Source organism: Pseudomonas qingdaonensis, from assembly GCF_018398475.1.
In the GTDB taxonomy this organism is placed as follows: Bacteria; Pseudomonadota; Gammaproteobacteria; order Pseudomonadales; family Pseudomonadaceae; genus Aquipseudomonas; species Aquipseudomonas palmensis.
Genome location: NZ_CP074676.1, coordinates 2,708,226 through 2,725,642, shown reverse-complemented (window position 1 = coordinate 2,725,642; position 17,417 = coordinate 2,708,226). Strand labels below are relative to the sequence as shown.

At 67.3% G+C, this 17,417-nt stretch carries 16 protein-coding genes; 15 read left to right on the top strand and 1 reads right to left on the bottom strand.

Features of this window, described 5'->3' with window-relative positions; translation table 11 throughout:
• Nucleotides 1-3 precede the first annotated feature (3 nt).
• The 15 genes from KH389_RS12460 (at nucleotide 4) to KH389_RS12390 (ending at nucleotide 16,518) form a co-directional block, all read left to right on the top strand.
• A complete protein-coding gene (locus KH389_RS12460) occupies nucleotides 4-1,089 on the top strand; it encodes a glycosyltransferase family 4 protein (protein ID WP_100632730.1) in 1,086 nt (361 codons plus the stop codon).
• Nucleotides 1,086-2,456, top strand: a complete 1,371-nt coding sequence (locus tag KH389_RS12455; RefSeq protein ID WP_054914458.1) for an O-antigen ligase family protein — start codon at nucleotides 1,086-1,088, stop codon at nucleotides 2,454-2,456. Before KH389_RS12460 ends, KH389_RS12455 begins: the two co-directional genes overlap by 4 nt.
• Nucleotides 2,453-3,418, top strand: coding sequence for a glycosyltransferase (locus KH389_RS12450; RefSeq protein ID WP_078481199.1), 966 nt, complete (start codon nucleotides 2,453-2,455; stop codon nucleotides 3,416-3,418). The genes KH389_RS12455 and KH389_RS12450 overlap by 4 nt, the downstream gene beginning before the upstream one ends.
• The gene (locus tag KH389_RS12445; RefSeq protein ID WP_043860601.1) at nucleotides 3,411-4,547 is read left to right on the top strand and encodes a glycosyltransferase; all 1,137 of its coding nucleotides are present in this window, start codon (nucleotides 3,411-3,413) and stop codon (nucleotides 4,545-4,547) included. Before KH389_RS12450 ends, KH389_RS12445 begins: the two co-directional genes overlap by 8 nt.
• An 8-nt stretch (nucleotides 4,548-4,555) precedes the next feature.
• Nucleotides 4,556-5,566 carry a polysaccharide deacetylase family protein gene (locus tag KH389_RS12440; RefSeq protein ID WP_043860619.1) on the top strand — a complete coding sequence of 337 codons (1,011 nt, stop codon included), beginning with the start codon at nucleotides 4,556-4,558 and terminating at the stop codon, nucleotides 5,564-5,566.
• A complete protein-coding gene (locus tag KH389_RS12435) occupies nucleotides 5,563-6,867 on the top strand; it encodes an oligosaccharide flippase family protein (RefSeq protein ID WP_054914457.1) in 1,305 nt (434 codons plus the stop codon). The genes KH389_RS12440 and KH389_RS12435 overlap by 4 nt, the downstream gene beginning before the upstream one ends.
• Complete coding sequence (locus KH389_RS12430; RefSeq protein ID WP_213607419.1) at nucleotides 6,864-8,792, top strand: hypothetical protein; 1,929 nt, start codon at nucleotides 6,864-6,866, stop codon at nucleotides 8,790-8,792. The genes KH389_RS12435 and KH389_RS12430 overlap by 4 nt, the downstream gene beginning before the upstream one ends.
• Before the next feature lie 45 nt (nucleotides 8,793-8,837).
• Nucleotides 8,838-9,527, top strand: coding sequence for a GNAT family N-acetyltransferase (locus KH389_RS12425; RefSeq protein ID WP_043860598.1), 690 nt, complete (start codon nucleotides 8,838-8,840; stop codon nucleotides 9,525-9,527).
• Nucleotides 9,528-9,531: 4 nt separating this feature from the next.
• Entirely contained in the window at nucleotides 9,532-10,707 is a 1,176-nt protein-coding gene (locus KH389_RS12420; RefSeq protein ID WP_213607418.1) for a GNAT family N-acetyltransferase, read from the top strand.
• Entirely contained in the window at nucleotides 10,679-11,479 is an 801-nt protein-coding gene (locus tag KH389_RS12415) for a carbohydrate deacetylase (protein ID WP_213607417.1), read from the top strand. The genes KH389_RS12420 and KH389_RS12415 overlap by 29 nt, the downstream gene beginning before the upstream one ends.
• Before the next feature lie 431 nt (nucleotides 11,480-11,910).
• Nucleotides 11,911-13,527 (top strand): NADP-dependent glyceraldehyde-3-phosphate dehydrogenase, encoded by a 1,617-nt coding sequence (locus tag KH389_RS12410; protein WP_213607416.1) that lies wholly within the window; start codon nucleotides 11,911-11,913, stop codon nucleotides 13,525-13,527.
• Between the two features lie 164 nt (nucleotides 13,528-13,691).
• The gene (locus tag KH389_RS12405) at nucleotides 13,692-14,159 is read left to right on the top strand and encodes a VOC family protein (RefSeq protein ID WP_043860593.1); all 468 of its coding nucleotides are present in this window, start codon (nucleotides 13,692-13,694) and stop codon (nucleotides 14,157-14,159) included.
• Between the two features lie 81 nt (nucleotides 14,160-14,240).
• A complete protein-coding gene (locus tag KH389_RS12400; protein ID WP_104572488.1) occupies nucleotides 14,241-15,434 on the top strand; it encodes a hypothetical protein in 1,194 nt (397 codons plus the stop codon).
• Between the two features lie 79 nt (nucleotides 15,435-15,513).
• Nucleotides 15,514-15,861, top strand: a complete 348-nt coding sequence (locus tag KH389_RS12395) for a hypothetical protein (protein WP_043860591.1) — start codon at nucleotides 15,514-15,516, stop codon at nucleotides 15,859-15,861.
• A gap of 144 nt (nucleotides 15,862-16,005) precedes the next feature.
• On the top strand, nucleotides 16,006-16,518 hold the full coding sequence (locus KH389_RS12390) for a FecR family protein (RefSeq protein WP_104572489.1): 513 nt from the start codon (nucleotides 16,006-16,008) through the stop codon (nucleotides 16,516-16,518).
• On the opposite strand, the gene KH389_RS12385 is transcribed toward KH389_RS12390, so the two are convergent.
• Complete coding sequence (locus tag KH389_RS12385) at nucleotides 16,515-17,360, bottom strand: site-specific integrase (RefSeq protein WP_229590266.1); 846 nt, start codon at nucleotides 17,358-17,360, stop codon at nucleotides 16,515-16,517. The two genes, KH389_RS12390 and KH389_RS12385, sit on opposite strands and share 4 nt — an antisense overlap.
• Nucleotides 17,361-17,417: the final 57 nt, after the last annotated feature.

Sequence of the window (17,417 nt, the reverse complement as noted above, 5' to 3'; positions counted from 1 at the left end):
GCCATGAGCCCGCAGCGGCCGATCATCCACCTGCTGGGCAGTGGCGGCTTCTATGGCGCCGAACGGATGTTGCTGGACCACTGCCAGGCCACCCCGGGACAGCACGTGGTGCTGTTTCTGGGCGCGCCGCAGACGCTGGTGGCGCGCTTTGCCGCCGCCGGCGTGGACTGTCGCACCTGCAACGGACTGCGCGAGGTGCTGCGGGCGCTGGACCAGTACCGCAGCCAGCAGCCGCTGATCAACAGCCACAACTTCAAGGGCCTGCTGTTCGGCTGGGTGGGCGCCACCCTGTGGCGCCTGCCGATGGTCGCCACCCAGCACGGCTTCACCCCCAGCAGCCGCAAGCAGCGGCTGTACACCTGGCTGAGCCTGCAACTGTGCCGCACCGCCACCATCGGCAAGGTGGTGTGCGTGGCCGAGAGCATCCGCCGGATCCACCTGCGTGCCGGCGTGGCGCAGCGCAAGCTCGATGTCATCCCCAACGGCCTGCCGGATGCTGGCGCCCTGCCCGCCCATGCCCACGGCCACGAACGCTGGCTGGCCGGCTACGTGGGGCGCCTGAGCAGCGAAAAGGGCCCTGACCTGTTCCTCGATACGCTGATCCCGCTGTGCCAGCGCCACCCGCACCTGGACGCGGTGATGCTCGGCGACGGCCCGGAACGCGAAGCCCTGCAGGCCCGCGTCGATGCCGCCGGGCTGCACGAGCGCATCCGCCTGCCAGGCTTTCAGGAAGACATGCGCCAATGGATGGCGCGCCTGGATGCGCTGGTGATCAGCTCGCGCACCGAAGGCACCCCGATGATCCTGCTCGAAGCCATGCAGGATGGCGTGCCGGTGGTGGCCTTTGGTGTCGGCGGCATCCCCGACGTGATCGAGCACGGGCGCAGCGGGCTGCTGGCACCGCCCCTGGCGGTGGACGAACTGGCCGCCCAGCTCGAAGCGCTGATGCTCGACCCGGCCCAGGCCGGCGAGCTGATCGCCCAGGCACGACGCACCCAACGTGAACGTTATCACCTGCCGACGCTGGCGCAACGCTGGGCCCAGGTCTATCGCGGCACGGCAGGTGCGGCCAAGGAGACCTGCGCATGATCATTCCCCTGTCCCTGATCGGCCTGCTGGCGATCGTCAGCGTGGTACTGCTGGCTAGCCCCTACCCGTTCCTGGCCCCCGGCGCGGTGATCGGCCTGGCCGGCGTGCTGGTGCTGTACCGCCGCCCGGCGTGGGGCCTGCTGGCCATCATCACCCTGGTGCCGCTTGAGGGCCTGTTCAAGGACAGCGAGCTGACCGCCTCGAAATTCATCGGCGCCGCGCTGGCCATGGTGCTGCTGCTGCAACTGGCCGTGGGGCAGCTGCCGGGCGAACGCCTGCGCAGCTCCATGTGGCGCCTGCTGCTGGCCTTTATGGCGCTGTACCTGCTGAGCTTTCTGGCCAGTGAAAGCAGCGAGATGTCCATGGGGCACTTTCGCGAACTGGCGGTGGGCCTGGTGCTGTTCGTGCTCACCCTGCTGATCGGGCGCGAACTCAACCTGCCGATGATGTACCGCCTGGTGACCCTGAGCGTGGGCGTCACCTGTGCCATGGCGATGTTCTCGGCCAAGTACCAGGACGAAGGCCGCGCCTCGGGCCTGCTCGAAGACCCCAACGTGTTCGCCATGCTCATCGCCATCGCGGTGCCCATGGCCCTGTGGCTGGTGTTCAGCAGCCCCAACCGCCTGCAGCGGCTGTTCTGGCTGGCCTGCGTGGTGCTGTTGCTGGCCGGCATGACCAAGACCAACTCACGCTCCGGGCTGGTGGTGCTGGCCATCAGCCTGGTGATCGGCCTGGTGCACTACCGCGAAAAACTCACGCACCTGCGCCCGCGCCACCTGGGCTTCGCCATGCTCGGCCTGGCCATCGTGCTGCCTGTGGCGGTCGCGGTGATGCCGGCCAGCTACATCGAGCGTATCCAGTCGCTGGCCTTGCTCAAGTCCGGGGTCAATGCCTACAAGGACGACTCCCTGGGCCGGCGTTCGTCCTACATCGTGGTGGGCAGCAAGATGATCCGCGAACATCCGCTGCTGGGCACCGGCCCCGGCACCTTCCCGCTGGAATACGCCACCACCGGCTACGCCAAGGCGTTCTCGGCCAACCGCAAGGTCGGCGACCTGTACCGCCGTGCCCACAACACCTACCTGGAAATCTTCAGCGAAGTCGGCGTACCGGCGGGCCTGGCATTTGTCGGCATGGTCATGCTGGCCCTGTACAACCTCTGGCATGCACGGCGCCTGTGGCTGCAAAAGGGTGATCAGGGGCAGGCCGACATGCTCACGCACCTGTCCACCAGCATGCTTGCCATCGGCCTGTTCCTGATGTTCCTCAGTGCGCCGAACCACAAGTACCTGTGGATTCTGCTGGCGCTTTCCAGCGTGCTGCGCCTCAAGGCCGAACAGGCGCGCCCCGTGCAGGTGGCCGGATGAAGATCAGTATCGTGATGCCGATGTTCAACGAGGCACGCCATATTGCCCGCACCCTTCACTCGGCGCGTCGGGCCGCCGACCTTGCCGGCCTGGACTGCGAGCTGATCGTGGTGGACAACGGCTCCTCCGACGATGGCCCGCAGATTGCCCGTAACCTCAGCGCCAAGGTGCTCGACCTGCCGGGGCTGACCATCGGCGCCTTGCGCAACCGGGGCGTGCAGGCCAGCTCCGGGGAATGGGTGGCGTTTCTGGATGCCGACATCGAGGTGCCGGAGCAGTGGCTGAGCCTGCTGCTGGACCTGCACGCCCAGGGCCGTGGCGATGTATTCGCGCTGGACTGCGACACCCCGCGCCAGGCGCCCTGGTTCGCCCGCGCCTGGCAGCGACGCACACTGCGCGCCGGCCGGCCGGCGCTGCACAGCATGCAATGGCTGCCCACCCCCAACCTGCTGATGCGCCGCGACTGGTTCGACCGGGTGGGCGGTTTCAACGAAACCCTGCGCACCGGCGAAGACAAGGACTTCACCTGGCGCCTGGCCCAGGCCGGTGCCCGCCTGCTGGCCCTGCGCGCACCGGTGGTGCTGCACTGGGGCTACGAGGGCAGCTGGAGCGAATGGCTGGGCAAGGAGCTGTGGCGCCAGGGCAGCAACCTGCAACTGCTGCGCAGCAATGGCGCGAGCCTGCGCCTGCTGCGCTTCCCGTTGCTGTCCCTCGGGGCCTGGGTGCTCGATGCGCTGGCATTGTCCGCGCTGCTCGACGGCTTTCCGCATCTGGCAATGCTGCTGCTGTTCTTCACCAGCCTGCCGGCGCTGGCGCTGAGCCTGCGCCAGAGTCTCAAACACCGCGACCCGGTGTTCACCCTGCAACTGTGGGGCCTGCACTGGGTTCGCCTGCACCTGGCTGGAGCGGCCTTCGTGCTCAGCCTGTTCAACTGGAACGCAAGGAGGCCCGCACGTGGCTGAGTTCATTTTCTGGCTTTGCCTGCTGTTGCCTTTCTATGCCTGGCTGGGCTACCCGCTGCTGCTCACACTGGTGGGGCCGTTGTTCCCGCGGCACACCCCGCCGCCGCTGCCGCCGCAACGGGTCAGCGTGGTGGTTGCGGCGCACAACGAGGCGCGCAACATCGAGAACAAGCTGCGCAACCTGCTGGAGCAGGACTGTCCGCTCGCCAGCCTGCAGATCGTGGTGGCCAGCGACGGCTCCAGTGACCAGACCGTGGCCCTGGCGCGCACCTTCGACGACCCGCGCATCCTGGTGCTGGACCTGCCACGGATGGGCAAGAACCGCGTGCTCAATGCCGCCGTCGAGCACTGCAGCGGCGACATCCTGGTGTTCACCGATGCCGACGTGCACTGGGTGGAGGGCACCTTCGCCGCACTGCTCGCGCCCTTCGCCGACCCCGAGGTGGGCGGCACCGTGGGCAACATGACCATCCCGGTGGCGGGCAAGGGCCTGAGCCTGGGCGAGAGCCTGTACCGCCACTACGAAGCCTGGCTGCGCCGGGTAGAGAGCCGCACCGGCTGCACGGTGTCGGCCGACGGTGCGCTGCAGGCCCTGCGCCGCGAGCTGTACCAGCCGATCCCGGACCGGGTCAACGACGACTTCTTCATCAATACCTGCGCCCCGGTGGCACACAAGCGCGTGGTCTACGTCGACCAGGCCAGGGTGCTGGACTACGGCGTGGACGAGGCCGAGCGCCAGTTCAGTCGCCGCCAGCGCGTCACCGTCGGCGGGCTGATCAGCCTGGCGGCCCGGCGCGAACTGCTCAACCCGCTGCGCCACGGGCTCTACGCCATCGCCCTGATCAGCCACAAGCTGGTACGCCGCCTGGCCCCCGTGCTGCTGGTGCCCCTGCTGCTGGCCAACCTTTGGCTGCTCGACGGCCACGGTTTCTATCGCCTGACCCTGGCCGCCCAGCTGCTGGGTTATGCCATCGCCGTGGTCGGCCTGCTGGACAAGGGCCACCGCCTGCCCAAGCCGTTTCGCCTGGCCGCCTTCGTGCTGGTGACCCTGGCCGGCATGAGCGTGGGCCTGTGGCAGTTCCTGCGCGGGCACAGCTACAACCAATGGAACCCCGACCAGACCCGATGAGTGCCTTCATGCCGATCAAGACCAGTCTCAAGCGCGCCAGCGGTTGGTTGTACCTGCACTCCCCGAAGGGCCGCAGCCAGCTGCGCGGCGCCGGGGTCATCCTGATGCTGCACCGGGTGCTGGCCGACGACGCCAGCGCGGCCCTGCCCCATCGCAACGAACTGTGCGTGGGCCCGCAGGCCTTCGAGCGCCTGCTGCGCTGGCTACGCCAGCACTTCGATTGCGTGCACCTGATGGACTTGCTCAAGGACCATCAGCAGCCCAGGGGCGACAGCCGCCCCAAGGTTGCCCTGACCTTCGACGACGGCTGGCGCGACAACGCGCTCAATGCGTTCCCGTTGCTGCAGCAGTACCAGGTACCGGCCAGCATCTTCCTGTCCACCGACTACATCGGCAGCCGCCAGCGCTTCTGGTGGGAGAGCCTGGGCGAAACCCTGTGGGGCAGCCATGGCGAAGGCCCGCGCCACACCCTGATCGAGGCGTTGCGCAAGATCGGCCGGCCGCTGCCGGCTGCCTACTTCATGAACCAGCGGCCCAACGCCCGCAGCCAGGCGCTGGCCGGCTACCTGCAAAGCCTCAAGACCCTGAGCCCGGCCGCCCTGCATCAACTGACAGACGCCTGCCCGGCCGAATCCCTGCCCCAGGCCCTGGACTGGCAGCAGGTGCGCGAACTGGAAGGCTCCGGGCTGATCAGCTTCGGCCCGCACGGGGCCAGTCACGCGCTGCTGCCGGGGCTGGACAACCAGCGCCTGGATGAAGAACTCAGCCGCAGCCACCACGCCTTGCAGCAAGGCTGCCAGCAGCCGCTGCCGGTGTACTGCTACCCCAACGGCGACCATGACGCCCGGGTACGCGCGCGCCTGGCCGCCCATCGCTACCCCTTCGCCCTGAGCACCCGCGCCGGGATCTGCCAGGGTCATGACGACCCACTGGCGTTGCCGCGCATCGGCGTGAGCCAGCGCAACGCCAGCCGCCCCTCGCTGCTGGCCTGGCGCATCAGCCGCGGAGGCCGCTCATGAGTCGAGGCAACTACCTGCGCCACCTGCTGCTGAGCATGGGCACACGCCTGGCGATGATCGCCCTGCGCCTGGCGCGCAACGTGCTGCTGGCGCGCATCCTGGGGCCCAGCGAGCGCGGCCTGTTCGCCCTGCTCAGCACCCTGCCCGACCTGATCAGTGCCGCCACCAGCGGCGGGCTGAACACCGCGGTGGGCTATCAGGCGGCGCAGCAACGCTCGATGGGCCTGCTGCTGAGCCAGGTGCTGATCTACGGGTGCCTGCTGGCCGGGGTGCTGACCCTGATCTGCGTGGCGCTGATGCGCGAGTTCGGCACTGAACTGGAAGTGACCCTGCAACTGGGCCTGCTGGCCTGGCTATTGCTGCTGGCGGTGCCGCTGACGGTGCTCAAGAGCGGCCTGCTCACCCTGCACAACGCCACCGGCGGGGTGGGCGCATTCAACGCACTGCGCCTGACCGAATCGCTGGTGCCGCTGCTGCTGTTCGTGGGCATGTTCTGGATGTGGCAGCACGCCGCGCTGGAGGCCGCGCTGATCAGCTGGCTGCTGGGCCTGGGGCTGGTCGCGCTGCTGGGCCTGGTGTGGCTGGGCCGCCAGCACGACATCACGCTGTGCTGGAACCGCGGGGGGCAGCGCGAGCTGCTGGCCTACAGTGCGCGCAGCCACCCGGACGTGCTGTTCCAGCAGGTCATCCTGCGCTCGGACTACCTGTTCATCAGTGCCTTCCTGGGCAGCGCCGCCCTGGGGCACTACGCCATGGCCAGCGCCGCCGCCGAACTGCTGCTGATCATCCCCGAGGCCGTTACCACCCCGCTGATGAAGCGCCTGCTGCAGCAGGATGCCGGCATGGACAAGCTCACCCCGCTGGCCCTGCGCCTGACTGCCACCGTGATGCTGGGGGCCTGCCTGAGCATGGCCCTGGTGGGCGAATGGCTGATCGTCACCCTGTTCGGCGCGGCCTACCAACCGGCCTACCCGGCCCTGCTGGCACTGCTTCCCGGCTTGTTCGGCCTGTGCTACGCAAGCATCCTGCGCCTGGACCTGCTGGGCAAGAATCGCCCCGGCGCGGTCTCGCTGATGATGGGGGTGGGCGCGGCGGCAAACCTGATTCTCAACGTGGTCCTGATTCCCCGTTTTGGCATCGCGGGTGCAGCCCTGGCGTCCTCCATCGCCTACCTTGGGGTGACGGTGGCCATGCTCGTGCTGTACTGCAGGCTGAGCGGCGTACCGTTGCTGCGGACCTTGTTTGTGTTGCCTAGCGATCTGTTGCCTTTGCGCCAGATGCTGCAACGGAGAACGGTATGAAACGTACATGGATGTTGTTACCCGGCCTGCTGCTGGCCGCCACTGCCCACGCCGCCACCCTGCGCTGGCCGGACATTCGCGACGGCAGCCTGTACCTGGCGCCGCAGCGCAGCGCCCCGCTGCAACTGAGCTGGGTGCCGGCATGGCAGGCCGATGCCAACCAGGAACAGGTGTACCTGCTCGACGCCACCGGCAAACTCGATACACAACGCATCATTGCCCCCCATGAAGGCCGCGGCCAGCTGAGCTGGCCACTTACCGCCGGCACCGGCACCTACCAGGTGGCCATCCCCGGCTACAGTTTCAGGCGCTACCGCCTCGAATACGACGACACCACCGGCGCCCAGTTCGCCCCCGCCAAGGTGCACTTCAGCCTCGAACTAGACCGCGCCACCACCCTGTACTTTCGCGTGAAAGCCGGTGAAACGGCGGTGCTTGCCGGCAAGTATCACGACGGCGTGCGCAACCTGACCCTGGAGCGCGTGGACGATGGCAAGCGCCTCAGGCTGGCGCTGCTCGAACACCGGGCCTATTGGCAGTTCGATCAGGTGAATCTGCCCGCAAGCGCCCAGGACCAGACATGGCGCCTGAACTTCGAAGGCACCGGCAAGGTGGCCTTCTGGCTGGACGGCAGCGCCAACCTGTTCGCCCTGCGCCCCCAGGACCTCGCCCCACTGGTGCACCGCGACGGCCAGGTAAGCCTGCGCAGCAGTGCCAAGGTACTGGGCCCCACGCCCAGGCTAGGCAACAACCTGCCCTACGTGATGCCGCCACCGTCCAGCCATGCGGTGATCGATGCGCTGCAACTGCAGGCCGCCGGCTACTACACCTTTGCCGACGTGCTGGCACGCAAGCCGCGCTACGAACTGCCGTTTCGCCAGCTGTACCAGGAGCGCTTCGGCATTCACCACGACATCACCCTGATGGCCGCCACCGGGCGCAAGTCCGACCTGATGCGCAGCCGCGCCAACGATGGCGCGCTGGACGACTGGCTGGCCACCAGCGTCGCCCTGGGCGGCAAGGGCCTGCATTACATCGCCTTTGCCGACGAGCCCAACCTCAACTACGCCGACTACGCCACCTACCGCACCTTCTTCGCGGCCATGGCCCAGCGTGTGCGCGCCTACCCCGGCGCCCATGAAGCCGGCGTGCGCATCGCCATGCCGGCCAGCTCGCGGCTGGTCAACGGCCCGTTGCGCGGCGATGCGGCGCAGCGCGTCGGCCTGGACTGGGCACGGCGCCTGCTCAAGGAATTCGAACCGCAGATCGACGCCATGGCCTGGCACGAGTGGATGGTCCGCGACCTGCTCGCCACCCGCACCTACCGCGACTCGGTACGCCGCGCCGCCGAACTGGTGGGGCTGGACGCCAACGGTCGCCCGCGCAAGGCGCTGCTGCTCGACCAGACCAACCTGTCCAGTGGCTCGACCCTGAGCCTGTACGAGCAGAACACCCACTATGCCGGCGTATGGTGGGCCTCGGTGGTCATCAATGCCTCCCAGGACGGCCTGCTGGACATGCTCAACTGGTTCCACATCGCCGACGAGCCCGAGTGGCCCAAGGGCATGGTCAAGGTGCTGGGCAACAACCGCTTCGAGCTCAAGCCGGTGGGCCTGGCCCAGCAGTTCATCGCCCAGCACTGGCTCGACCAGGTGCTGCACCTGGACAACGACGCCTTCGAGGTCGATGCACTGGCCATGGCACGCGGCGCACAGCGCAGCCTGCTGGGCGTCAACAAGGGCGAACGCCTGCAACACGTCAGCTTCGCCACCCCGGCCAGCCGATGCCCGCAGGCCGCTGCCACGCTCACCCTGTTCGGGCCAGACAACCAGCCACGCGCCGCGGCACTGGATTGCCAGCACGGCCAGGTACGTTTCGAACTGCCCGGGCAGACCCTGTTTGCCCTGCGATGGAGCGCCTCATGAACACAGTGCCGAAGATCTCTTCCCCTGCCGGATACGGGAGCCACCATGAATATCGTCAGCAAGTTCAGCCAGCGCGTACACCAGAAAGGCCTGCGCGCCACCCTTCGCAGCGCGTACAAGCGCTACGTGTTCTTTCACTGGGAGCTGCTGTGGATGGAGCGCGACCTGGTCAGCCCGGTGCCGCCGCATACCCTCAAGCCCTATGCGCCGCTACGCGTAGAGCGCATCACGGTGCACAACGTGCAAGGCTTTGCCAAGCACTTCGGCGACCGTGTCGAAACCATGCGTGAACTGGCCGCCGAAGGGCATACCGGGCTGATGTTCCTGGACGAAGACAGCCACGTGGTGGCGTTCATCTGGGGCAGCCCGCGTCACTACCACGACCGTCATTACTATGGCTGCTGGTTCCCGGTCGAGCCGGGCGAGTTCTTCGAGTTCGGCGGTGAACTGGCGCGCCAGTACTGGGGTACGTCGCTGTCGGTCGACCTGCAACTGGCCCTGTGGCGCGCCATGGCCGAACAGGGCTGCGACAAGGTGGTCGACGTGTGCGAGACCCATAACATTCCGGCGCTCAAGCTGCACCTGCGCATGGGCTACGTCGAGCAGGGCCGTGTGATGCACGTGTACTGCCTGTTCGGTCGCTGGAAATTCTTCCGCGAAACGCGCTACAGCGGCTCGCGCCTGGATGCCTTGCGCAAACCGGCGCCGCGCAGCACTACTGCCACGGTGTCCTGAACCGATGACCCTGACCTTTACCTGGCACGCCTCGTTGCGTGCCGACGACTTCCCCGCCGACGCCTACGAGCAGTTGCGCGAGCGGCTGCCCGATGCCACCCCCTTCAACAGCCTGGCCTGGCTGCGCGCCGCCGAGGCTGCCTTGCCGGCCAGCCAGCACCTGCAGGTACTGCTGGGACACGCACAAGGACGCCTGGTGCTGTGCCTGCCGTTGATCCGCACCCTTGAGCGCCACGGGCCGCTGGACTTTGCCGTGGTGCACCACCTGGGCTACCCCATGAGCGACCGCATCGGCCTGCTCATCGACCTGCCGACCAGTGCCGCCGGCCAGGTACTGGCGGCCATTCGCACGCGCCTGCCCCATGCCCTGCTACAACTCAACGAGGTAACGGGCGATTCGCCCTGGCTGCAGCAGTGGGCACGCCGCAGTTCCACCCACGAACAGCGCACCGCCTGCCGTGCGCCGGTGCACCAGATAAGCGAGGCCGACCGCCAGGAAGTCAGTGGCGACCCGCGCTACAAGTTGCGCCGCGCGCGCAAGCGCATCGCCGCCTGCGGGGCACAGGTGCGCCGAGTAACCCCCGATGCCGCCAACGCAGCTTCCTGGCTGGAAGCCGTCAGCGCGGTCGAGGCCGTGAGCTGGAAAGGCGACGACGGGGTCGGCATCTTCTCGGTGCCCGCGCAGCGCCAATGGATGTTCCAGGCCTTCACCGCGCTGGCGGCCGATGGCCGTCTGCGCCTGGTGGTGCTGGAACTGGACGGGCGCTGCATCAGCTACCGCCTGGGCCTGCTCGAACGGGGCCGCCTGTACGACTACAACCTCGCCTTCGTGCCGCAGTATGCCGACCTTGGCAGCGGCCGGGTGCTGCTGCAGGAATGGATCGACTGGGGGCTGGACGAAGGCTGGACGTGGATCGACGCTTCAAGGGTGAGCCTGGAGAACTCCAGCCACCAGCTGCATGAGCGCATGACCGGCCAGGTCGAGCACCTGCGCCACAGTTTCTACAGCTGGCGCCCGTCGGGCCTGTGCCTGGGCATGGCGCTGCGCCTGTGGCAACGCATCAAGCCCTGGATCAAACGCCGCCAACAGCAGCCCGTGCCGGCACCTGCCACTTCCCCCACTGCCACACCGACAGCACAGGAGCGCCCGGATGCCGTCCCAAGTCATAGTCAACGCTGACGATTTTGGCCTCAACGAACACACCAACGCGGTGATCCTGCGCGCGTTCCAGTGCGGCCTGATCAGCTCGGCCACCGCCATGGCCAGCATGCCGGCATTCAAGGCCGCCTGCGCGCTGGCCCAGCAACCGGCCCTGCGCGGGCGCGTGGGCCTGCATTTCAACCTGACCTACGGGCGCCCGCTTAGCGAGCCGATCCGCGCGCTGGCGCAGTTCTGCAATGCCGAGGGCGAGTTCGACCTGGGCCTGTCGCGCAAGCGCCTGTGGCTGGGGCGCGCGGCCCGCCAGGCGGTGCACGAGGAACTGGCCGCGCAATGGCAGCGCTGCCTGGACCATGGGCTGACCCCCAGCCACCTGGACTCCCACCAGCACGTGCACAACCTGTGGCCCATCGGCGAAATCGTCGCCCGCTTCGCCGCCCGCGAAGGGGTGCCGATACGCCTGGCCCGCAACGTGGGGCACAACATCGGCCCGGCAAAACGCCTGTTCAAGACGTTGCTCAACCGGCGCCTGCGCCAGTTGGCCAGGCTGACCGCCGACCATGTGTGTACCCCGGTCGACCTGCGTGACGGCCTGGCCCCACGCCATGGCGTGCTCGAAGTGGTGGCGCACCCCAGTGCCCTGGGCAGCCACGACTTCGGCGATGCCTACCTGGGCAGTGGCGAGTCCTTGCAGGCCTTGCTCGACCAGCGCCTGGCGGGCGTGCCCAGGGTCGGCTACGCGTCGCTGCGCGAGGCGCGCCAGAGCACCCTGGACACTGCCTCCAACAGATAACTACCACCGCTTCGCCCGGCTGATCGGTTGTGCTGTCGGTCCACCGACTGGAGCACAACCATGCCTACCTCCCCTTCACGCATTCCCCACTCAACGTTCATCGTCCAGCGCCTGCCCACCTGGCTGGGTGATCGGCTCAGCGCTGGACCTGGCCAACAACCGCCTGGTCTGGGACGAGGCACTGGCCATGAACCATGAACAGGAACCGGTCTACCCTGCATGGGAGCACCACTTGCGCGCTTGCGTCAGGTGTACGAACAACGCCTCGTCGACCTGCGCAGAACCCTGACCGAGGGAGTGGCGCGAGGCACCATCGACTGACAGGCGGGCGCCGGCCCGGAGCGCACCCGGGCCAGGCTGGCTTTTGTGCCGGGGCCGGCGTTATGCTCGGCTGAACCGTTTCATTCACCATGGAAAAGAGGTATTGCGTCATGGATCGTCTGGACTCGCTGTTTCCCGCTGCCACGGATATCCCCGAGGCCTATCGCCTGGGCGACCCGCTCGAGCAGCGCGACTACCTGGCGGATGGGCAGCTGCACCGCTGGGAAGGCCCGCTGGCCACGGTGCGCAGCCCGGTGTGGCTCAAGACCGACGACGGTGAGCAGCAGGTGATACTCGGCAGCGCCCCGCTGCTGGACGCCGATACCGCCCTCACCGCCCTGGACGCCGCCGTGCGTGCCTACGACAAGGGCCGCGGCGTGTGGCCGAACATGCGCGTGGCCGAGCGCATCCAGCATGTCGAGGCGTTCCTGGCCCGCATGCGCGAGCAGCGCGCGGTGGTGGTCAAGTGGCTGATGTGGGAGATCGGCAAGAACCTCAAGGACTCCGAGAAGGAGTTCGACCGCACCTGCGACTACATCGTCGAGACCATCGGCGCCCTCAAGGAACTCGACCGGCGCTCCAGTCGCTTCGAACTGGAGCAGGACACCCTCGGCCAGATCCGTCGCGCGCCCCTGGGCGTGGCGCTGTGCATGGGCCCCTACAACTACCCGCTCAACGAGACCTTCACCACCTTGATCCCGGCGCTGATCATGGGCAACACCGTGGTGTTCAAGCCGGCCAAGTTCGGCGTGCTGCTGATTCGCCCGTTGCTGGAGGCGTTTCGCGACAGCTTCCCGGCCGGGGTGATCAATGTCATCTACGGGCGTGGCCGCGAGACCGTCAGCGCGCTGATGGCCAGCGGCAAGGTCGACGTGTTCGCCTTCATCGGCACCAACAAGGCCGCCAGCGACCTGAAGAAGCTTCACCCGCGCCCGCACCGCCTGCGCGCCGCGCTGGGGCTGGACGCCAAGAACCCGGGCATCGTGCTGCCCGAGGTCGACCTGGACAACGCGGTCAACGAGGCGGTCACCGGCGCCCTCTCGTTCAACGGCCAGCGCTGCACGGCGCTGAAGATCCTGTTCGTGCACGAGCAGGTGGTGGACGCCTTTCTCGACAAGTTCCAGCGCAAGCTGGCCGACCTCAAGCCCGGCATGCCATGGGACCCGGGCGTCAGCCTGACCCCGTTGCCCGAAGCAGGCAAGGTCGACTACCTGGACGGCCTGGTAACCGATGCAGTAGCCCACGGTGCCAAGGTGATCAACCAGGGCGGCGGCCAGAGCCGCGGTTCGTTCTTCTACCCGGCGCTGCTGTACCCGGTGAACCCACAGATGCGCGTGTACCACGAAGAGCAGTTCGGGCCGGTGATCCCGGTGGTGCCCTACCGCGACCTGCAGACAGTGATCGACTACGTGCTGGATTCGGATTTCGGTCAGCAGTTGAGCATTTTCGGCACCGATTCGGCCACCGTGGGCCGGCTGGTCGACACCTTCGCCAACCAGGTCGGGCGCATCAACCTCAACGCCCAGTGCCAGCGCGGGCCGGACACCTACCCCTTCAACGGGCGCAAGAACTCGGCCGAAGGCACCTTGTCGGTGCATGACGCATTGCGCGTGTTCTCGATCCGCACCCTGGTGGCCACCAAGTTCCAGGAGGCCAACAAGCAGTTGATCAGCCAGATCATCCGCAACCGCGAGTCGAGTTTCCTGACGACTGACTACATCTTCTGATTGCGTGGTGGGCAAAACGGTACAAGCATAGGCTTGGATCGCGGCGCACCTATCGCGGGTCAAGCCCGCTCCCACAAAGGCAGTGATGAACACGTGGGAGCGGGCTTGACCCGCGATAGGGCCCGTGTAGGCAACACACTTTTTGCGTACCAATGGAGGAAAAAATGGCCACCCAACCCATCCCCGACGGTCAGCACAGCATCACCCCCTACCTGGGCATCAAGGACGCTGCCAGGGCCATCGACTTCTACAAGGCCGCCTTTGGCGCCACCGAAATGTTCCGCCTCGACGCCCCCGATGGCCGTATCGGCCATGCCGAGCTGAAAATCGGCGATTCCTCGCTGATGCTGGCCGACCCCTGCGACCAGGCCGGCGGGCTCACCAGCAGCCAATCCCTGCAGGGCAGCGCCATCGGCCTGCACCTGTACGTCGAAGATGTCGACGCTACCTTCGCCCAGGCGCTGAAGGCCGGCGCCACCCAGGTCAACGCCGTGCAGAACCAGTTCTACGGCGACCGCAGCGGCACCCTCAAGGACCCGTTCGGCAACCTCTGGTTCGTCGCCACCCACGTCGAAGACGTGTCGGTCGAGGAAATCCGCGCCCGCGCGGCAAAAATGTTCAGCCCGCAATGAACGCCACCTGCACGCGGCGATGGTCGCGTGCAGGGCTTTGAATTAAGGTGGCAGGCACAGGAAGGCTGGCCAGGATCGTCCATGCGAATCATCGAGAAAAACGCCGCGCTGGTGCGCACCCTTACCCCCGCCGAAGAGGAACTGCTGCGCGGGTTCGTGCTGGGCGCCCTGGAGGGCCCGCGGCTGCTGCAGGCCAACCAGTTGCTGATGAAGGTACGCGCCGCCGGGCAGTGGCTGGCCTGCGACTGCCAGCCCAAAAGCATGCCGGTACTCAACGTCAACCTCAACGGCAGCACCGGCACGCTGTTTCTCAAGAACAACCCCGGCACCGCCGAACATGCGCCGGGCTGTGCCTTCACCAAGGACGAACGCGACACCGACGCCAGCCACAACGAGGCCGACACCCCGCCGGCGGCCTGGCTGGCACCGGACGCGCCGTTGCGCCTGATCGGCGATTTCCAGCGTGCCGCTGCCGGCAGCGGCGAAGGCAACGGCAGCGGCGACAGGCGCGAACAGCATCGCCTGCTCTCGCTGCTGCTGACCCTGATCGAAGCCAGCGGCCTGAACGTCTACGCCACCCACCTCAAAAAGGACCTGACTGCCCAGTTCGCCGAACTGCGCAGCGTCGCCACCCGCTACCCGCTGATCGACCGCGTGCCCGCCAGCAACTACCTGGAAACCCGCCTGGACATGAAGCACATGATGATGCTCAAGGCACGTCTGCGCGACGCCACGGTGTTCGGCACACATCGGCGCCATGGCCTGCTGCTGGACTGCGTCAGCCAGATCAAGGCGCGCAAGGTGCTCACCGAGCGCAGCGAAGACGGGTTCGACTTCCAGGGCCACCACCTGCTGTGGGGCGGTAGCCGCACCCCCGGCCCGCTGCTGGCGCTGGCCATCTATTCCCCCGCCACCGCCGGCAGCCACTTCTACGAGCTGATCCATGTGGCCAGCGTGCCGGTGCTGTCGCGCGCTCACCTGTTCCCGGTGTACCGCGACGAAGAGCGCGAACCGCTGAAGATGCTCGTCTCGCTGATCGACTGGATGGCCGGCAAGGGTGTGAAGGTGGTGATGCGCCGGCCGGTGATCGGCGGTCGAGTGATGGACGAACTGGTGCTCAGCTCCGACCAGGACCGGGTGCTGTCCGTGTCGCTGACCGAACAGCCGCTGGGCCCGGAGCCCGAAACGGAAAACTTCAGGCGCTTTGCCGATTTCAAAGGCCTGGACACCTTCCGCAAGTACGTGGCGGGCTTCTTCATGCGGGGTCGCGACTAGACCGTCCGTCGCTCACGCCGCACCCTCGGCGCATGACGACGGACCAATGTCAGGTAGCCCACATGAAAGGAGTTCGACCATGACCCGCACCCCGATCACCGCTCTGCTGTTCGCCGCGCTGCTGGGCGCCCAGGCCACCGTGGCCCTGGCCGCAGGTACCGGCCCGACCAACCCTGCCCCCGGCAACGGCGTGCCCAACTCCACCCTTCCTGGGGCCGGGGTGGATGTACCGGCCCCGTCCAACGAGCCGTCGATGCCCAACGGCACCGACCCACGTACCCAGGGCAACGACGACGGCCGCCAGGGCGGCATGAACACCGATGACACCCGTGGGCAGATGCCCGAGGGCACCGGTTCCGAGAGAAACGGCCACGAAGGCTCCGAAAGCAACAACAGCGGCGGTGTCAGCGGCCCGGCTGGCAGTTGACCGCTGCGCCCGCAAGCTGGCTCCTACCGGCGATACACACCCTGTAGGAGCCGGCCTTGCCGGCAAAGGCCCAAGCACTGCAACCGCTTGAGTGCCGCCCCTGCTGCCCCTATCATCCCCAGCCTCTTCCACCTGGGGCTCCCCGTGTCTGACCCTCGCCTGAAACGCCTTGGCGCTTGCCTGCTGGCAATCCTTGGCAGCGCCTACCTGGCGCAGAACATCGTGCCGTGGCGCCAATTGATGGCCGATGAACGCACCGGGCCGGCCCAGACACGCCTGCTGCAATTGAGCGATGGCAGCCAGCTTGCGCTCAACCACGCCACCCATGTGGACATCCGCTTCACCGCGCAGCAGCGACGCCTGGTGCTGCACGATGGCGAAGTGCTGGTGCAGGCCAGCAGCGACCCGCGCCCGCTGATCGTCGAAACCCCGAGCGGTGAAGTCCGCGCACAGTCCGGGACGTTCAGTGTCGATCATCTGCACAGGGGCTCCCAGGTCAACGCCTACGCGGCTGACGTACAGGTCCTGCCACGGCTGGGCACCCCCAGCCTGCTGCCCAGCGGCAGCGGGCTATGGTTGCGCCGTGCCGGCAGCAGCTGGCAATGGCCAGCCCGGCCCAGCCGAATCAACACCCGGGCCTGGCCCGCCGGCAGCTAGCAGTCGAAGCGGTCCACCGCGCGGCGCCGCTCGTTGTCGTCGCGCATGTCGTAGTTGGCCGTGGTCTGGATGTTGCTGTGATGCGCCAGCTTCTGCGCGATCGACAGGTCGTGCTCCTCGATCACCCGGGTGATGAACGAACGGCGAAAATCGTGGGGCATGATCTTTACGCCCACCTGGGTACCGCGTTGGCGGGCGATGTAGTAGATCGCGTGCTTGGTGATGCGCTCGCGGGTGATATGGCTGCCGCGGCGGATGCGGTTGAACAGGAAGGTATCGTCGGCCTGGCCCTCGGGCAGCTGCGAGCGGCGAAACTCCAGCCAGGCATTGAGCTTGTCGAAGGCCCACACCGGGGCGTACTTGATCAGCTGCTTGTTGCCCTTGCCCAGCACCTGCAGGCTGCGCTCGGCAAAGTCGATCTGCTTGAGGTCGAGGTTGACCGACTCGCTCTTGCGCATGCCGGTGCCGTACAGCAAGGCGATCACCGCCGCGTCGCGCAGCCCCTGCGGGCGCGGGTCGGCAGCGCAGGCCTCCATCAGTTCGCGGATCAGCGTGCGCTTGAGGTTGCGCCCCACCGGCAGGCGCGTGCCCTGGGCGGCCTTGACCGTGCGCATGCGCAGCAGCTGGTCCTGGCTGATCAGGCCCAGGCGCCAGGCTTCGTTCATCACCCCGCGAATCGCGTTGACGTACAGCGACGTGGTGTTGGGCGCATAGCCGTCGGCGCGCAACGCCGCCACCAGCGCAGTGACATGCCCCGGTTCGAGCAAGTGCCAGGGCACCTCCTTGATGTCGATGTCCTCGAAGTCCAGACGGTCGGCGGCGTCCTGCAGGATGTACTTCATGGTCAACTGGCTCGACGGGGCCAGTCGGGCGAGGTATTGCAGCAGGGGGTTGTGGAG